Annotated in this window: 15 protein-coding genes; 13 read left to right on the top strand and 2 right to left on the bottom strand. The window is 38.6% G+C overall.

Going from position 1 to position 13,842, the window contains the following annotated elements:
• The first annotated feature begins 166 nt into the window (after window positions 1-166).
• Window positions 167-763 carry an ECF transporter S component gene (locus tag RV17_RS08210; RefSeq protein WP_071868969.1) on the top strand — a complete coding sequence of 199 codons (597 nt, stop codon included), beginning with the start codon at window positions 167-169 and terminating at the stop codon, window positions 761-763.
• A 45-nt stretch (window positions 764-808) separates the two neighbouring features.
• The gene (locus tag RV17_RS08205) at window positions 809-1,951 is read left to right on the top strand and encodes a cation diffusion facilitator family transporter (RefSeq protein WP_071868968.1); all 1,143 of its coding nucleotides are present in this window, start codon (window positions 809-811) and stop codon (window positions 1,949-1,951) included.
• A 389-nt stretch (window positions 1,952-2,340) separates the two neighbouring features.
• Here the strand turns inward: RV17_RS08205 and RV17_RS08200 are convergent, their stop codons facing one another.
• Window positions 2,341-2,751: a ribonuclease HI family protein gene (locus tag RV17_RS08200; RefSeq protein ID WP_071868967.1), complete on the bottom strand. Its 411-nt coding sequence runs from the start codon at window positions 2,749-2,751 to the stop codon at window positions 2,341-2,343.
• Between the two features lie 75 nt (window positions 2,752-2,826).
• Between RV17_RS08200 and RV17_RS08195 the strand changes: the two genes are divergently transcribed.
• The gene (locus RV17_RS08195) at window positions 2,827-3,279 is read left to right on the top strand and encodes an EbsA family protein (RefSeq protein ID WP_071868966.1); all 453 of its coding nucleotides are present in this window, start codon (window positions 2,827-2,829) and stop codon (window positions 3,277-3,279) included.
• A gap of 138 nt (window positions 3,280-3,417) precedes the next feature.
• Here the strand turns inward: RV17_RS08195 and RV17_RS08190 are convergent, their stop codons facing one another.
• On the bottom strand, window positions 3,418-3,621 hold the full coding sequence (locus RV17_RS08190) for a cold-shock protein (RefSeq protein ID WP_067482445.1): 204 nt from the start codon (window positions 3,619-3,621) through the stop codon (window positions 3,418-3,420).
• A gap of 182 nt (window positions 3,622-3,803) precedes the next feature.
• On the opposite strand from RV17_RS08190, the gene RV17_RS08185 reads away from it, so the two are divergent.
• From RV17_RS08185 to RV17_RS08140, 10 genes are all read left to right on the top strand, one after another.
• On the top strand, window positions 3,804-5,474 hold the full coding sequence (locus tag RV17_RS08185; protein ID WP_071868965.1) for a formate--tetrahydrofolate ligase: 1,671 nt from the start codon (window positions 3,804-3,806) through the stop codon (window positions 5,472-5,474).
• Between the two features lie 494 nt (window positions 5,475-5,968).
• Window positions 5,969-6,352 carry a hypothetical protein gene (locus tag RV17_RS08180; RefSeq protein WP_067482267.1) on the top strand — a complete coding sequence of 128 codons (384 nt, stop codon included), beginning with the start codon at window positions 5,969-5,971 and terminating at the stop codon, window positions 6,350-6,352.
• Window positions 6,345-7,043, top strand: a complete 699-nt coding sequence (locus tag RV17_RS08175; RefSeq protein WP_071868964.1) for a CBS domain-containing protein — start codon at window positions 6,345-6,347, stop codon at window positions 7,041-7,043. Before RV17_RS08180 ends, RV17_RS08175 begins: the two co-directional genes overlap by 8 nt.
• A 4-nt stretch (window positions 7,044-7,047) precedes the next feature.
• Window positions 7,048-7,512, top strand: coding sequence for a signal peptidase II (gene lspA, locus RV17_RS08170; RefSeq protein ID WP_071868963.1), 465 nt, complete (start codon window positions 7,048-7,050; stop codon window positions 7,510-7,512).
• Window positions 7,509-8,414 carry an RluA family pseudouridine synthase gene (locus RV17_RS08165; RefSeq protein WP_071868962.1) on the top strand — a complete coding sequence of 302 codons (906 nt, stop codon included), beginning with the start codon at window positions 7,509-7,511 and terminating at the stop codon, window positions 8,412-8,414. Before lspA ends, RV17_RS08165 begins: the two co-directional genes overlap by 4 nt.
• Before the next feature lie 273 nt (window positions 8,415-8,687).
• Complete coding sequence (pyrR, locus tag RV17_RS08160; protein ID WP_067482259.1) at window positions 8,688-9,227, top strand: bifunctional pyr operon transcriptional regulator/uracil phosphoribosyltransferase PyrR; 540 nt, start codon at window positions 8,688-8,690, stop codon at window positions 9,225-9,227.
• A gap of 10 nt (window positions 9,228-9,237) precedes the next feature.
• Window positions 9,238-10,521, top strand: coding sequence for a solute carrier family 23 protein (locus RV17_RS08155; RefSeq protein WP_071868961.1), 1,284 nt, complete (start codon window positions 9,238-9,240; stop codon window positions 10,519-10,521).
• 11 nt (window positions 10,522-10,532) lie between these two features.
• A complete protein-coding gene (locus RV17_RS08150) occupies window positions 10,533-11,459 on the top strand; it encodes an aspartate carbamoyltransferase catalytic subunit (protein ID WP_067482255.1) in 927 nt (308 codons plus the stop codon).
• Between the two features lie 18 nt (window positions 11,460-11,477).
• Entirely contained in the window at window positions 11,478-12,758 is a 1,281-nt protein-coding gene (locus RV17_RS08145; RefSeq protein ID WP_071868960.1) for a dihydroorotase, read from the top strand.
• 7 nt (window positions 12,759-12,765) lie between these two features.
• Entirely contained in the window at window positions 12,766-13,842 is a 1,077-nt protein-coding gene (locus tag RV17_RS08140; RefSeq protein WP_067482251.1) for a carbamoyl phosphate synthase small subunit, read from the top strand.

The raw sequence follows: 13,842 nt of genomic DNA, 5'->3' as shown, positions 1-13,842 counted from the left end.
TCGTTTGTTAAAATTTAACGTTCAAAGATAAGCAAGACTTGGAGTGCTATTGAAAAATAGCCATTCCAAGTCCGCTTGTTTTTTTGTGTCTATTTTAGGATAAAGGTAAATAGTTGACGAATGAGCAAGAACTTTTTACGATGAAAAGAAAAAGGTGGGGTTTAAGATGAATAGTAGAAATAAAACATTTCGTTTAGTATTACGCGCAGTCTTGTTAGCAATCATTCTTGTTCAAGCAATGGTTCCCTGGCTGGGCTTCATTCCGTTAGGGTTTATTAGCTTAACAATCATCCATATTACAGTTATTGTAGCAGCCGTTGTATTAGGACCTAAAGATGGCATGCTGATTGGCTTGTTCTGGGGAATTGCGACTATTGTTCGCGCGTTTGCCATGCCGACGACTCCTTTTGATACGTTAGTCTTTACGAATCCAATCATTTCAGTGGTCCCACGGGTACTTGTTGGTTTGGTTGCCGGTGTTATCTTTCATTGGATTTATCGTAAAAATCAATCTGTGGTGATGGGGGCTGCTGTTGCAGGAGTACTGGGTTCCCTAACGAATACTTTACTTGTTTTAGGTTTTATGGGAATGTTTTATACAAGTGCGACTGCCAATGCTTATGGCGTGGACACATCACTTTTATTTAAAACTTTGATCGGAGTTGCGGGAATCAATGGTGTTCCAGAAGCAATTGGGGCAGGAGTTATTACGCCGCTTCTTGCTAAAGCACTCTTTGCGGCGACTCCTTTGAAACCAGAATAAAAAATTTAATTGAGAGCAGATCTTTTCAGATAAGGGAGTAAGAGTGTGACAAGAAAACAAACGACAGAAAAAACAACGAGTAGAGAACGAACGAAACAAGGAATCTTGGCAGGTGTCTTAGGCTTGATTTCCAATTTGATTTTATTTATTTCCAAATTTATGATTGGAATCTTATCAGGCAGTGTGTCAATCATGGCAGATGCAATCAACAGTTTGTCGGATACTGCTTCCTCTGTGTTGACCTTGATTGGGTTTAAGATTGCAGCTAAACCAGCAGATAAAGAGCACCCATATGGACATGAACGGTTTGAATATATCAGTGGATTATTTGTGTCAATCATTATTTCTTATGTGGGATTTACATTTTTAGAATCTTCTTTTCAAAAAATTATCCATCCAGAAAATGTTATTTTGACACCAGTTGTCTTTTTAGTCTTGGTTTTTTCAATTGGTTTGAAGTTTATTCAAGGGAAAATGTATAGTCGAATCGCAACAAAAATTGATTCGAATGCTTTGCGAGCTACTTCAACTGATAGTTACAATGATGTATTTACAACGTTAGCGGTTTTGATTTCAGCGGGTATTGAATGGTTGACTGGATGGAGAATCGATGGCTATATTGGATTTGCATTAGCATTATATATTTTGTATAGCGGTGGAATGATGGTTCGTGACTTTGTCTATGAGTTGATGGGTAGCCGACCTACAACAGAAGAAATCGAAGAAATGGAAGATTCGCTGAATAATTACGATCAAATTTTAGGTTATCATGATTTGTTAGTACACAATTATGGACCAAGTAAACGATTTGCATCTGTTCATATCGAAGTGGATGATAGTTTAGATTTGAATCAGGCGCATCGTATTGTTGACCGAATCGAAAAAGATTTCAAAGAACGTTTAGCAGTTGATTTGGTTTGTCATTTAGATCCTGTTCCAGTGAGTAATGAACGTTATTTAGCGGTATTACAGACATTGCGTGAAATTGTTGCAACTACAGCAGAAGGACTTAAAATTCATGATTTTCGTGTGATAAAAGAAGGAGAAATTTTGCAATTTGATGTGGTTGTTCCACAGAAATGTCATTTCTCTGATGAGAAATTGGAAGAAATTATTCGGGAGCAAGTCAAGCAGAAGATTGGGAAGTATCAGGTGGAGATTACTTTCGATCATAATTATTTGTTGTGAAAGGTTGTGACTCCAAGCGCTTAGCTTCAAGCAATAAGAAAACTTTTCTAAAAATAGTTCCTCATATTTTTATGAAAAGAGGGCTTATTGCCGAAGAAGCTGATTGGGGAACACCGTGAATAAGGTTGTGACCCCAAGCATCCAGCTTCGAAAAAACAAAGAGCGACTGACAAAAATAACCTTTCATATTTTTGAACAGTTGAGAGTTATTGCGAGGAGTTGTTTTGGGAACACCGTAAATAAGGTTGTGGCGCAAAACGCTTAGCTTTGAGCAATAAGGAAACTTTTCTACCAGTTAAATCGTAACCTAAGGAAGTATCTTAATAACCTTGAAAAGTTTATTAAAAGACCGAAAACGATGGAGTTTAGTAAGCTTCATCGTTTTCGGTCTATTTTTTTGTTTGTTGGAGTTGTTTTTTTAATGCTTGTCGAGCTAGATTATCGGCACCTTTATTTTTACTTTCAGGAATCCATTGTAAAAGAAACAAAGAGAACGTTGGAAGAAGTGATTGGATTGCTGACAAGTAGGGCTGGAATAATTCGTTAGTTGTAAAATTTTTATCAATGGTGGAAACTAACGTTTTACTATCTGAATAACAAAAAATCGTTTCAGCGTTTAATTCCTTTTCCTTTAAAATTTCTAAAGTTTTTAAAAAGACTTCGAATTCTGCTTCGTGATTTGACCCATCAGAAAGAGGAACAGCTAGCTGTTCATAACGATTTTCTCCAAGAATCACGATGCCACCACCACTTGGACCGGGGTTGCCTTTTGTCGAGGCATCAATGTATACTCGTAACATGAATATCTCCTTTTTAAAATAAAGTAATGTTATGATATGATTATAGCATTATTACTTATCATGCGAGGTTAGACAATGAAAAAAATTATTCGCTGGCAGCCAGAATTGGCACAGTCGATCATTTATTGGTCATTGACGTTGATTATTTTCTTTTTCAGTTTGATTTTGTCACTTGAAAATACAGGACCTTATTGGAAAAGTAATGTAGTTATGGGCATTTTTGCTGTGTTTTTATTGCTAGGGTTACGTCGATCGTTTGTACTAGAAAAAAATTCAATCAAAATTCGCTATGCTGCTTTTTGGAAAGATAAAAAATTAACGTTACAGCAAGTCGAAAAGGTAGCTCCACATGATCATGGCTTGGAGTTAAAATTAACAGATGAGTTAGAGCCGACAATCTATTTATTACGTGCAAAAGATCGGGTACCCGTTCGTAATTATTTTGCGGGAACTTCACAAGAAGTATTTGTTGATCAGTCACGAAAAGATAAATCAAAGGATCAATCAAATAGTTCTCATAAACAATGAGAAAAAGGAGTTGAGGGCTTTTGTCCGCGACTCCTTTTTGGGTTACTAAAAGTATAAAAAAAGTTGAGACAAGTTTTCCTTGTCTCAACTACAATTTCCTTGTTCATTTATCATTGAATGTGATTTTAATTGAATCAATTAACTTAATTTCTTAACATGAGCTGCTTGTGTTCCGCGATTGCCTTCAATAATCTTAAACTCAACGGCTTGGTTTTCTTCCAGACTCTTAAAGCCATCTTCTTCGATTGCGGTAAAATGGACAAAAATCTCTTCCGTCTCATCATAACTGATAAATCCGTATCCTTTTTTATTGTCAAACCACTTCACGATTCCCTGGGTCAAAGCACTCACGACCTTTCTTAAAATCTACCATAGCCACATTATAAAGAGTATTTATAAGTACGTCAAATAAATAAAAGAGATGGCTTTTCTATCTATTTATTTCAATTAAAAACGTGTATAATAAAAATAACTTAACAAAAATAAAATAAATTGAATTAAAGTTCGTGTAAAGGGGTAGTTTGATGAAGAGTGATTTACAAATTTCACAAGAAACTGACTTAAAACCGATTGTTGAGATAGCTGATAAAGTAAATCTTGGCTATGAGGACCTGGAATTATATGGAAATTACAAAGCAAAAATAAATTTTTCGGCAATTGAGGAGCTAAAAGCAAAGCCGGATGGCAAACTGATTTTGGTCACGTCAATTAACCCAACACCTGCGGGGGAAGGAAAGTCAACTGTTACTGTTGGCTTGGGAGATGCACTAAATCAAATTAACAAACAGGCAGCAATCGCTTTAAGAGAACCTTCATTAGGACCCGTCATGGGGATTAAAGGTGGTGCAGCTGGCGGTGGATATGCCCAAGTTTTACCAATGGAAGACATCAATCTGCACTTTACTGGCGACATGCACGCTATTACAAGTGCGAATAATGCACTATCTGCCTTTTTAGATAACCATATCCATCAAGGAAATGAATTGAAAATTGATGCCAGACGTGTTATTTGGAAGCGTGTGGTTGACTTGAATGACCGTGAATTGCGTCAGGTGATTGTTGGCTTAGGTGGACCAATCCAGGGAGTACCAAGAGAGGATGGCTTTGACATCACCGTTGCTAGTGAAATCATGGCGATTTTATGTTTGGCAACTGATTTAGATGACTTAAAGGCGCGGCTAGCACGAATCGTCATTGGGTATACTTTTGACAGAGAACCTGTAACTGCAGGTGACTTAAAAGTAGAAGGCGCTCTTGCTTTACTTCTAAAAGATGCGTTGAAACCAAATTTAGTTCAAACAATTTATGGCACACCTGCGTTTATTCATGGTGGACCATTTGCAAATATTGCTCACGGATGTAATAGTATTTTAGCGACTAAAACAGCTTTAAAATTAGCTGATTACGTGGTTACGGAAGCTGGCTTTGGTGCAGATTTGGGCGCGGAGAAGTTTCTTGATATCAAAGTCCCTAACTTGAAAAAAGCGCCAGATGCAATTGTAATTGTTGCAACGATTCGCGCATTAAAAATGCACGGGGGTAGACAAAAGTCAGAACTACTTGAAGAAGATTTATCTGCTTTGAAAGCCGGTTTTGTTAATTTGAAACGCCACATTGAAAATATGCGTTCGTACAATATCCCTGTAATCGTGGCAATCAACGAGTTTGTTACGGATACGAAAGCAGAATTTGCATTGTTAGAAGAGTTATGTGAAAACCAAGGTGTCTTAGCTAAACGTGTCAGTGTATGGGAACAAGGCGCGCTTGGTGGTGTGGATTTAGCAAAAGCTGTAGTGGAACTAATTGCTGAACAAGCAGCTGATTATCAACCGTTATATCAATCAACTGCGACGATTTCGGAAAAAGCAGAGACAATCGTCAAAAAGATTTATGGTGGACAAGGCGTTCAATTTAGTAAAAAAGCGCAGAAACAAATCGAGGAGTTTGAGAAAAATGGTTGGAGTGGCTTGCCAATCTGCATGGCAAAAACCCAGTATTCATTTTCAGATGATCCAACGTTGCTTGGCGCACCAACTGATTTTACGATTACGATTCGAGAATTTGTTCCCAAATTAGGTGCTGGCTTTTTAGTAGCACTCACAGGTGACGTGATGACGATGCCAGGATTGCCAAAAAAACCTGCAGCGTTAAACATGGATGTAACGAATCAAGGAGAAGTGATCGGTTTGTTTTGATGATAAACGGATGATTCAAAAGAAGTGGGAGGTATGGCAAAACTTTTGTCATACCTCCTTTTTCTGAAGTTATGGTGTTCTCCAAGTAGCGCCTCGAGATAATTTATAACTATCCAAAAATGTGAAAAGCTATTTTTGTCAGTCGCTCTTTGTTTTTTTGAAGCTAACCGCTTGGAGCTACAACCTTATCCACGGTGTTTCCCAATCAGCTTCTTCGGCAATAAGCCCTCTTTTCACAAAAATATGAGAAACTATTTTTAGAAAAGTTTTCTTACTGCTTGAAGCTAACCGCTTGGAGCCACAACCTTATTCACGGTGTTCCCCAAGCAACTTCTCGAAATAACTCTCAACTGTTCAAAAATATGAAAAGCTATTTTTTTCAGTTGCTCTTTATTTTTTCGAAGCTGAACGCTTGGAGTCACAACCTTATCTAAGGTATTTTCTTTTTCATTGTTGTGTTTTAAGTTATACTAAAGCATAATAGGAGGGGCATTATGAAAATAAAATTCACCAGAAAAACTGGTTTTTATGGAATGGGAAGTTCTATTCGACTACAAATTAATGGAAAGTCTGTTTACTTAAATCAGCAAGACAGCGTGGAAGTAGAAGCAACCGTTCCACTAACGATGCAAGTCACGTTTTTTTGGTTAAAAAGTCCAGTTTATCAAATTGCATTGCCAAAAGATGCGTACGTTATTACGATGAACTTACTCCTGTTGCAATTGTATCCGGTACTCTTTTTTTTCACGAGTTTAAGTGCCATTTATTTTAATAATTTATTCTATAGCTTGGTAGCTGTGATTGGAATGATTGGTTTTTTTTTCTTCATTAAGAACCAAGCTTATGTCATCAAGGAGGACCCTAGCAAATATGAGTAACTCTGATGTGTTTTTAAGTAGCTTCAATCGTATTGAAAAATGGATGCGTGAGGAAATGGGAAATACCCGTAATATGGGCTTTACCGAATTAGTGCGCCGATTGGCTCGCAAAAAAGGGTCAATGGTCCGTAAATATGAAGAAGATTTATTTCAGATGGCGCAATTAAGGAACGCAATTGTTCATGAAAGAATTGCTGAAGACTTTGTCATTGCAGAGCCAAATGAGTGGGCAGTTGACAAGATCCAAGTCATTGAAGAGGCATTGATTCGTCCAGCCACGGTGTTGCCGAAGTTTGCAAAGAAAGTGACTGGTTTTGATAAAAATATTCCTTTACTAGATTTGCTAGAGACGATTGCTCAAAAGCGTTACTCTCAATTTCCACTGTATAATAAAGGGAAATTTGAAGCATTGATTACTTTACGAGCAATCGGATTTTGGTTGGCTAAAGAAAGTCAACAAGGAGTGATTGACTTAACACGGAAGCAAGCGAAAGATTTGATTATTGGTGATGGAAAATATACAAATTATCAATTTGTTTCTGCGAACACGAAAATATACGAAGTTGAGTTGATGTTTCGTGAGCAAGGGACGCTAGAGGCAGTGTTGATTACAAAAGATGGAAACCCTAATGGCAATTTATTAGGGATTATTCGACCAAGAGATATTTTTAAACAAGTAGAAAAGGATTGATCGTGTGTTAGTTATATATTGGATAATGAGTGGCGCTTTGATTGTGATAGATCAATGGGTCAAATGGTGGATTACAAGCAACTTAGCATTAGGAGAAACCCAATCAATCATTCCTGGTGTCTTATCGCTAAACCATATTCGGAATACGGGAGCAGCTTGGAGCATGCTAGAGGGAAAAATGTGGTTCTTTACTGTGGTAACAATTGTTGCTGTGGTAGCAATCGTTTATTTAATGATTAAAAACAGGCAGACAGCAAGTCGTTGGTTTATGACTGGTTTGGCATTGATTTTAGCAGGCGCGATTGGAAACTTTATTGATCGTGTGCGTTTAGGTTATGTAGTGGACATGTTCCAAACAGATTTTATGAACTTTCCGATTTTTAATGTCGCTGATATTTCATTAGTTTGTGGCGTGATTTGTATATTGATATATATTATTTTAGATGAAAAGGATCAAGTGAAAAAATGACAGAACTAAGAGCAACAATCGAACAAGAAATAGGACGAATTGATAAAGTCCTAACAGGCTTATTTCCAGATTATAGTCGTTCTCAAATCCAACTTTGGTTAAAAGAAGGCGTGGTTGCTGTAAATGGTCAACCCGTTAAAGCAAATTATAAAGTGAAAGCAAAGGATGAACTATTTGTAGCGATTCCCGAGCCAGAAACATTAGATGTCATCGCTGAAGATATTCCGTTAACAATTGTTTACGAGGACGAAGATGTCGCAGTTATCAATAAGCCACAAGGCATGGTTGTCCACCCTTCAGCTGGGCACAGCCATGGAACTTTGGTAAATGCGTTGATGTATCATGTCAAAGATTTATCTTCCATTAACGGTGTGATTCGCCCTGGAATCGTGCATCGGATTGATAAAGATACCTCTGGTTTGTTAATGGTTGCCAAGAATGACCAAGCACATGAATCATTGGCAAAACAATTAAAAGATAAAACTTCTTTACGAAAATACGTTGCGTTAGTTCATGGTGAGATTTCGCACGATAAGGGAACGATCAATGCGCCGATTGGCCGTTCAAAAGTCAATCGCAAGATGCAATCCGTTCGTGAAGATGGAAAATCTGCTGTTACTCATTTTACTGTGCTAGAACGTTTTGAAGGATTTACTTTGGTTGAATTAAAATTAGAAACAGGTCGTACGCACCAAATTCGTGTCCACATGCAATATATTGGTTTTCCTTTGGCAGGCGATCCTGTATACGGGCCAAAGAAAACTTTACCAGGAAATGGTCAATTCTTACATGCCCAGATGTTAGGCTTCACACATCCTGTTACCGGACAAGAAATGGTCTTTGAAGCGCCACTTCCTGAAGTGTTTGAAAAAACTTTAGAAAAATTAAGAAAAAGCCATTGATTTTTTATGCTGGCAACGGTATAGTATTAACAACGAAAAGCTTAAACGAAAATTAAATAGTAGTCCTTTAAGTTTAGTCCCGTGAGGCTAAGAAGGGTGTGAGTAATCAACTATATGGTGCGCTATATGTGTGATGCTCAATGACGAAGTATAGCTAACAGTGCAACTGTATTAGCTATCTATGAACGTACCAAATTGTACAATCAGTCTAAACATACCTCCTGTCCTCTTAGGGCAGGAGTTTTTTTATGCAAAAAAATGGAGGGAAACAGTATGCAAACCAAAGAAGTAGTCGATCAAGTAACAATGAAACGAGCATTGACACGAATTACTTATGAAATCATCGAAAGAAATCACAGCATTGAAGACATCGTCTTAGTGGGAATCAAAACACGAGGAATTTATATTGCTGCTCGAATTGCCGAACGATTAAAACAGTTGGAAGACATCGAAGTTCCAGTTGGTGAGTTAGACATCACATTGTATCGTGATGATAAAAAAGAGCTTGCAGAAGGACCTGAGCTACATTCATCAGATGTGCCAGTTTCTTTAGAAGGAAAAGAAGTTATCTTGATTGATGACGTGCTTTACACAGGGCGTACGATTCGAGCGGCAATGGATGCCATCATGGATTTAGGGCGTCCAAGAAAAATTTCATTAGCTGTACTAGTTGATCGCGGTCATCGCGAACTACCAATTCGTGCCGATTATGTCGGGAAAAATATTCCAACATCAAAAGCAGAAGAAATTCTGGTAGAGATGCAAGAGCTTGACGGACAAGATCGTATCATGATTTTAAAAGAGGAAGAATAGGGGAAAAGATATGTCAGAGAAAAAAGAATTTCATAATGATAGTGTTGTATTAGACATTCATGACCGTCCAAAATTAGGTCATTGGGTTGGTTTAAGTTTACAGCATTTATTCACGATGTTTGGAGCAACAGTTTTAGTACCGATTTTAGTTGGAATCGATCCGGGGATTGCGTTAGTCAGTTCAGGATTGGGCACACTGGTTTACTTGTTTACAACAAAAGGAAAAATTCCAGCTTACTTAGGAAGTAGCTTTGCCTTTATTGCAGCGATGCAAATGTTGATGAAAACAGATGGTTATCCAGCAATTGCGCAAGGAGCAATCACAACTGGGTTGGTTTACCTGATTGTCGCTTTGATTATCAAAAAAATCGGTGCAGCATGGCTTGACCGAATCTTACCACCAATCGTTGTTGGACCAGTAATTATGGTTATCGGGTTGGGGCTAGCAGCAAATGCTGCAAACAATGCAATGTACAACAATGATAACTACGATTTTAAATACATCGCCGTAGCGTTAATCACGTTAGGTTTGACGATTTTCTTCAATATGTTCTTACGCGGATTTCTTGGGTTGATTCCAATCTTATTAGGAATCGTGAGTGGCTACATCGTCGCCTTACTCTTTGGAATTGTTGATACACAACCGATTGCAGACGCAGCGTGGTTTGCTTTACCAAACTTTGAAATTCCATTTGTTCAATATGAACCAAAATTATATCTAGGTGCGATTACAACAATGGCACCAATCGCATTTGTAACAATGACAGAACATATTGGTCATTTGATGGTGCTGAACAAATTAACTCGCAGAAACTTCTTTGAAGAGCCCGGATTGCACAAAACATTAATGGGTGACGGATTAGCACAGATCGTTGCAGCGTTTGTCGGTGGCCCTCCAGTTACAAGTTATGGAGAAAACATTGGCGTACTAGCAATCACACGAGTGCATAGCGTCTTCGTGATTGGCGGAGCAGCATTCTTCGCGGTTATCTTGGGATTTGTTGGAAAACTAAGTGCCTTAATCTTAAGTATCCCTGGACCAGTTATTTCAGGAATCAGTTTTATCTTGTTCGGTGTTATCGCAGCTAGCGGGATGAAAATCTTGATTGAGAACAAAGTAGATTTCGATAAAAAGAAAAACTTGTTGATTGCAGCAGTCATCTTGGTTGTCGGTATCGGAGGCTTAGTCTTCCAAGTAGGAACATTCACGTTATCAGCAATGGCATTAGCAACTGTCCTTGGTATCATTTTAAATCTTATCTTACCAGAAACTTCACGTAGCGAAGAAAACTAGGAGGAAAATTCATGATCATCCAATCAGAACGTATCAGTTTAAAACATTTATTAACCGTTGAAGCACTAACAGACCAAGAAGTTATGGGCTTGATTCGCCGCGGGCAAGAGTTCAAACAAGGTGCAAAATGGACACCACAAAAGAGCCAATATTTTGCAACTAACTTATTTTTCGAAAATAGTACAAGAACACATAAAAGTTTTGATGTAGCTGAGAAAAAGCTTGGTTTAGAAGTAATCGAGTTTGAAGCAAGCACTAGCTCAGTTTCAAAAGGGGAAACACTTTACGATACCGTTTTGACAATGTCCGCATTAGGAGTGGATGTAGCAGTCATTCGTCATGGAGATGAAAACTATTATGAGGATTTGATTCAAAGCAAAACAATCCAATGCTCGATTATCAACGGTGGGGATGGCAGTGGTCAGCATCCAACACAATGTTTACTAGATTTGATGACGATTTATGAAGAATTTGGCCATTTTGACGGACTGAAAGTAGCCATCGTTGGTGACATCACACATTCACGTGTCGCTAAATCAAACATGCAAATGTTGAAACGCCTAGGCGCGCAAGTTTTCTTCTCTGGACCAGAAGAATGGTATGACAATGAATTTGAAGTTTACGGACACTACTTGCCACTAGATGAACTACTCGACCAAGTAGATGTAATGATGATGCTACGAGTACAACATGAACGTCATGATGGAAAAGAAAGTTTCTCAAAAGAAAGTTATCATCAAGAACATGGCTTAACTGTTGAACGTGCAAAGAAGATGCAAAAACATGCAATCATCATGCACCCAGCACCTGTCAATCGTGACGTTGAACTAGCCGACTCATTAGTGGAAGGATTACAGTCACGAATCGTTCAACAAATGAGCAATGGCGTATTTGTCAGAATGGCAATTTTAGAGGCAGTACTAAACGGGAAAGCGTAAAAGTAGGAGGACGAAGACATGAAAACACTCATTAAAAACGGTCAAATCATTACACGAAAAAATGAAACAACACCTGCAGAAATTTGGATTGAAGAAGGGAAAATCAAAGCAATCGGTACTGGATTTTCTGAGACTGAATTTGATGAAGTGTTTGATGCAAAAGGACAACTCATCACACCGGGGCTAGTGGACGTACATGTTCATTTAAGAGAACCTGGTTTTACGTATAAAGAAACGATTGAAGCAGGAACGAAAGCAGCAGCACATGGCGGATTTACTACAGTGTGCGCAATGCCTAATCTAGATCCTGTGCCTGATACAGCTGAAAAACTAAGTCAAGTTTATGAAATCATCAAGCGAGATGCAGTTGTGAAAGTCTTACAGTACGCACCAATCACTGAAAAGTTGCGAAGTGAGGTTTTAGTTGATCAAGAGGCGTTGATTGACGCAGGTGCCTTTGCATTCACCAATGATGGTGTTGGTGTACAAACAGCAGGTACGATGTATCTAGCAATGAAGGAAGCTGCTAAAAATAATAAAGCATTGGTTGCCCATACCGAAGATGAATCCTTACTGTTCGGTGGCGTTATGCACGCAGGCGAAAAAGCCAAAGAATTGGATTTGCCGGGAATTTTAAGTGCAACCGAATCTTCGCAAATTGCAAGAGATTTAATTTTAGCGGAAGAAACAGGTGTCCATTACCACGTCTGTCACGTATCAACGAAAGAAAGTGTTCGTATTATCCGCGATGCGAAAAAAGCTGGTGTTCATGTAACAGCAGAAGTTTCGCCGCACCATTTGCTCTTGATTGATGAAGATATTCCAGAAGATTTTGGTTTTTGGAAAATGAATCCACCCCTACGTGGACGTGAAGATCGCGAAGCGCTGATTGAAGGATTACTTGATGGAACAATTGATTGCATCGCCACAGACCATGCACCTCATGGTCTAGAAGAAAAGAGTCAAAGCTTTTTAAATGCACCATTCGGAATCGTTGGAAGCGAAACAGCTTTTCAGTTGATTTATACTCATTTTGTTAAAACCGGCATTTTCACGCTGGAACAAGTGATTGAATGGCTAGCTGTTAAACCAGCAGAAATTTTTGACTTGAATGTTGGGACACTAACGATTGGCGCTCCAGCAGATATTGCAGTGTTTGATATCGAACACGAGTATAAAATTGCGAAAGAAGACTTCTTGTCAAAAGGTGAGAATACACCATTCGTTGATTGGACGGTCAAAGGGGAAACATTGTTGACATTCGTTGACGGAAAAATTGCTTGGCAAAAGGAGGTCTAGGAGCAGGATGGATCGATTACTGATTTTAGAAGATGGGACTGTATTTGAAGGGCAAGCCTTTGGAGCAGATGCAAATGTTTTTGGTGAAATTGTTTTTACAACAAGTATGACTGGTTACCAAGAAACGATTACAGATCAAAGCTTTAATGGTCAAATCATTACTTTTACGTATCCAATGGTTGGAAATTATGGCGTGAACCGAGATGATTACGAGTCGATTTCGCCGACTTGTAAGGGTGTTGTAGTGAAGGAACATGCGCGAGTGGCTTCAAACTGGCGCAATCAGATGACGTTAGATGCTTTTTTGAAACAAAAAGGGATCCCAGGGATTTCGGGAATTGATACAAGAGCTTTAACCCGTAAAATTCGCGAAGTTGGGACGATGAAAGCAAGTATTGTTGATGCAGGTGATAGTTTTGAACATGCATTTGATCAATTAAAAGCGACTGTTTTAGCAACGAATCAAGTCCAACAAGTGTCGACCAACAAACCTTATCCAAGTCCTGGCACAGGGCGAAATGTAGTTGTAATTGATTTTGGCTTGAAACATAGCATCTTACGTGAATTAAGCAAACGAAATTGTAACTTAACAGTCATGCCTTATAACACAGAAGCAAAAACGATTCTCGAACTTGCACCCGATGGCGTGATGCTGACAAATGGACCGGGAGATCCCAAAGATGTGCCTGAAGCAATCAAGATGATTCAAGAAATTCAAGGAAAAGTACCGATTTTTGGTATTTGTTTAGGTCACCAATTGTTTGCACTAGCTAATGGTGCAGACACGTATAAGATGAAATTTGGTCATCGAGGATTAAATCATCCCGTACGAGAAATTGCGACGGGGAGAATTGACTTTACTTCACAAAACCACGGATACGCAGTTGATGAAAACACAATTGATCCGAATAAACTAATGGTCACTCATATTGAAGTGAACGATGGAACAGTGGAAGGGATTCGCCATCGCGATTACCCTGCTTTTAGTGTGCAATTTCACCCTGATGCAGCACCAGGACCACACGATGCACTACACTTATTTGATGAATTTATGGAAATGATGGATGCAGGAAGGGAGCAATAA

Source organism: Enterococcus thailandicus, assembly GCF_001886265.1.
Classification (GTDB): Bacteria; Bacillota; Bacilli; order Lactobacillales; family Enterococcaceae; genus Enterococcus_B; species Enterococcus_B thailandicus.
This window is presented reverse-complemented; position numbering and strand designations above follow the sequence as displayed.

Bases quoted from the DNA above. Each gene is read 5' to 3' on its own strand.
- RV17_RS08155 (WP_071868961.1), top strand. From the start codon at position 9,238: ATGTCAGAGAAAAAAGAATTTCATAATGATAGTGTTGTATTAGACATT.
- RV17_RS08200 (WP_071868967.1), bottom strand. From the start codon at position 2,751: ATGTTACGAGTATACATTGATGCCTCGACAAAAGGCAACCCCGGTCCA.
- RV17_RS08210 (WP_071868969.1), top strand. From the start codon at position 167: ATGAATAGTAGAAATAAAACATTTCGTTTAGTATTACGCGCAGTCTTG.
- pyrR (WP_067482259.1), top strand. From the start codon at position 8,688: ATGCAAACCAAAGAAGTAGTCGATCAAGTAACAATGAAACGAGCATTG.
- RV17_RS08145 (WP_071868960.1), top strand. From the start codon at position 11,478: ATGAAAACACTCATTAAAAACGGTCAAATCATTACACGAAAAAATGAA.
- RV17_RS08185 (WP_071868965.1), top strand. From the start codon at position 3,804: ATGAAGAGTGATTTACAAATTTCACAAGAAACTGACTTAAAACCGATT.
- RV17_RS08175 (WP_071868964.1), top strand. From the start codon at position 6,345: ATGAGTAACTCTGATGTGTTTTTAAGTAGCTTCAATCGTATTGAAAAA.
- RV17_RS08165 (WP_071868962.1), top strand. From the start codon at position 7,509: ATGACAGAACTAAGAGCAACAATCGAACAAGAAATAGGACGAATTGAT.
- RV17_RS08150 (WP_067482255.1), top strand. From the start codon at position 10,533: ATGATCATCCAATCAGAACGTATCAGTTTAAAACATTTATTAACCGTT.
- RV17_RS08180 (WP_067482267.1), top strand. From the start codon at position 5,969: ATGAAAATAAAATTCACCAGAAAAACTGGTTTTTATGGAATGGGAAGT.
- RV17_RS08195 (WP_071868966.1), top strand. From the start codon at position 2,827: ATGAAAAAAATTATTCGCTGGCAGCCAGAATTGGCACAGTCGATCATT.
- RV17_RS08140 (WP_067482251.1), top strand. From the start codon at position 12,766: ATGGATCGATTACTGATTTTAGAAGATGGGACTGTATTTGAAGGGCAA.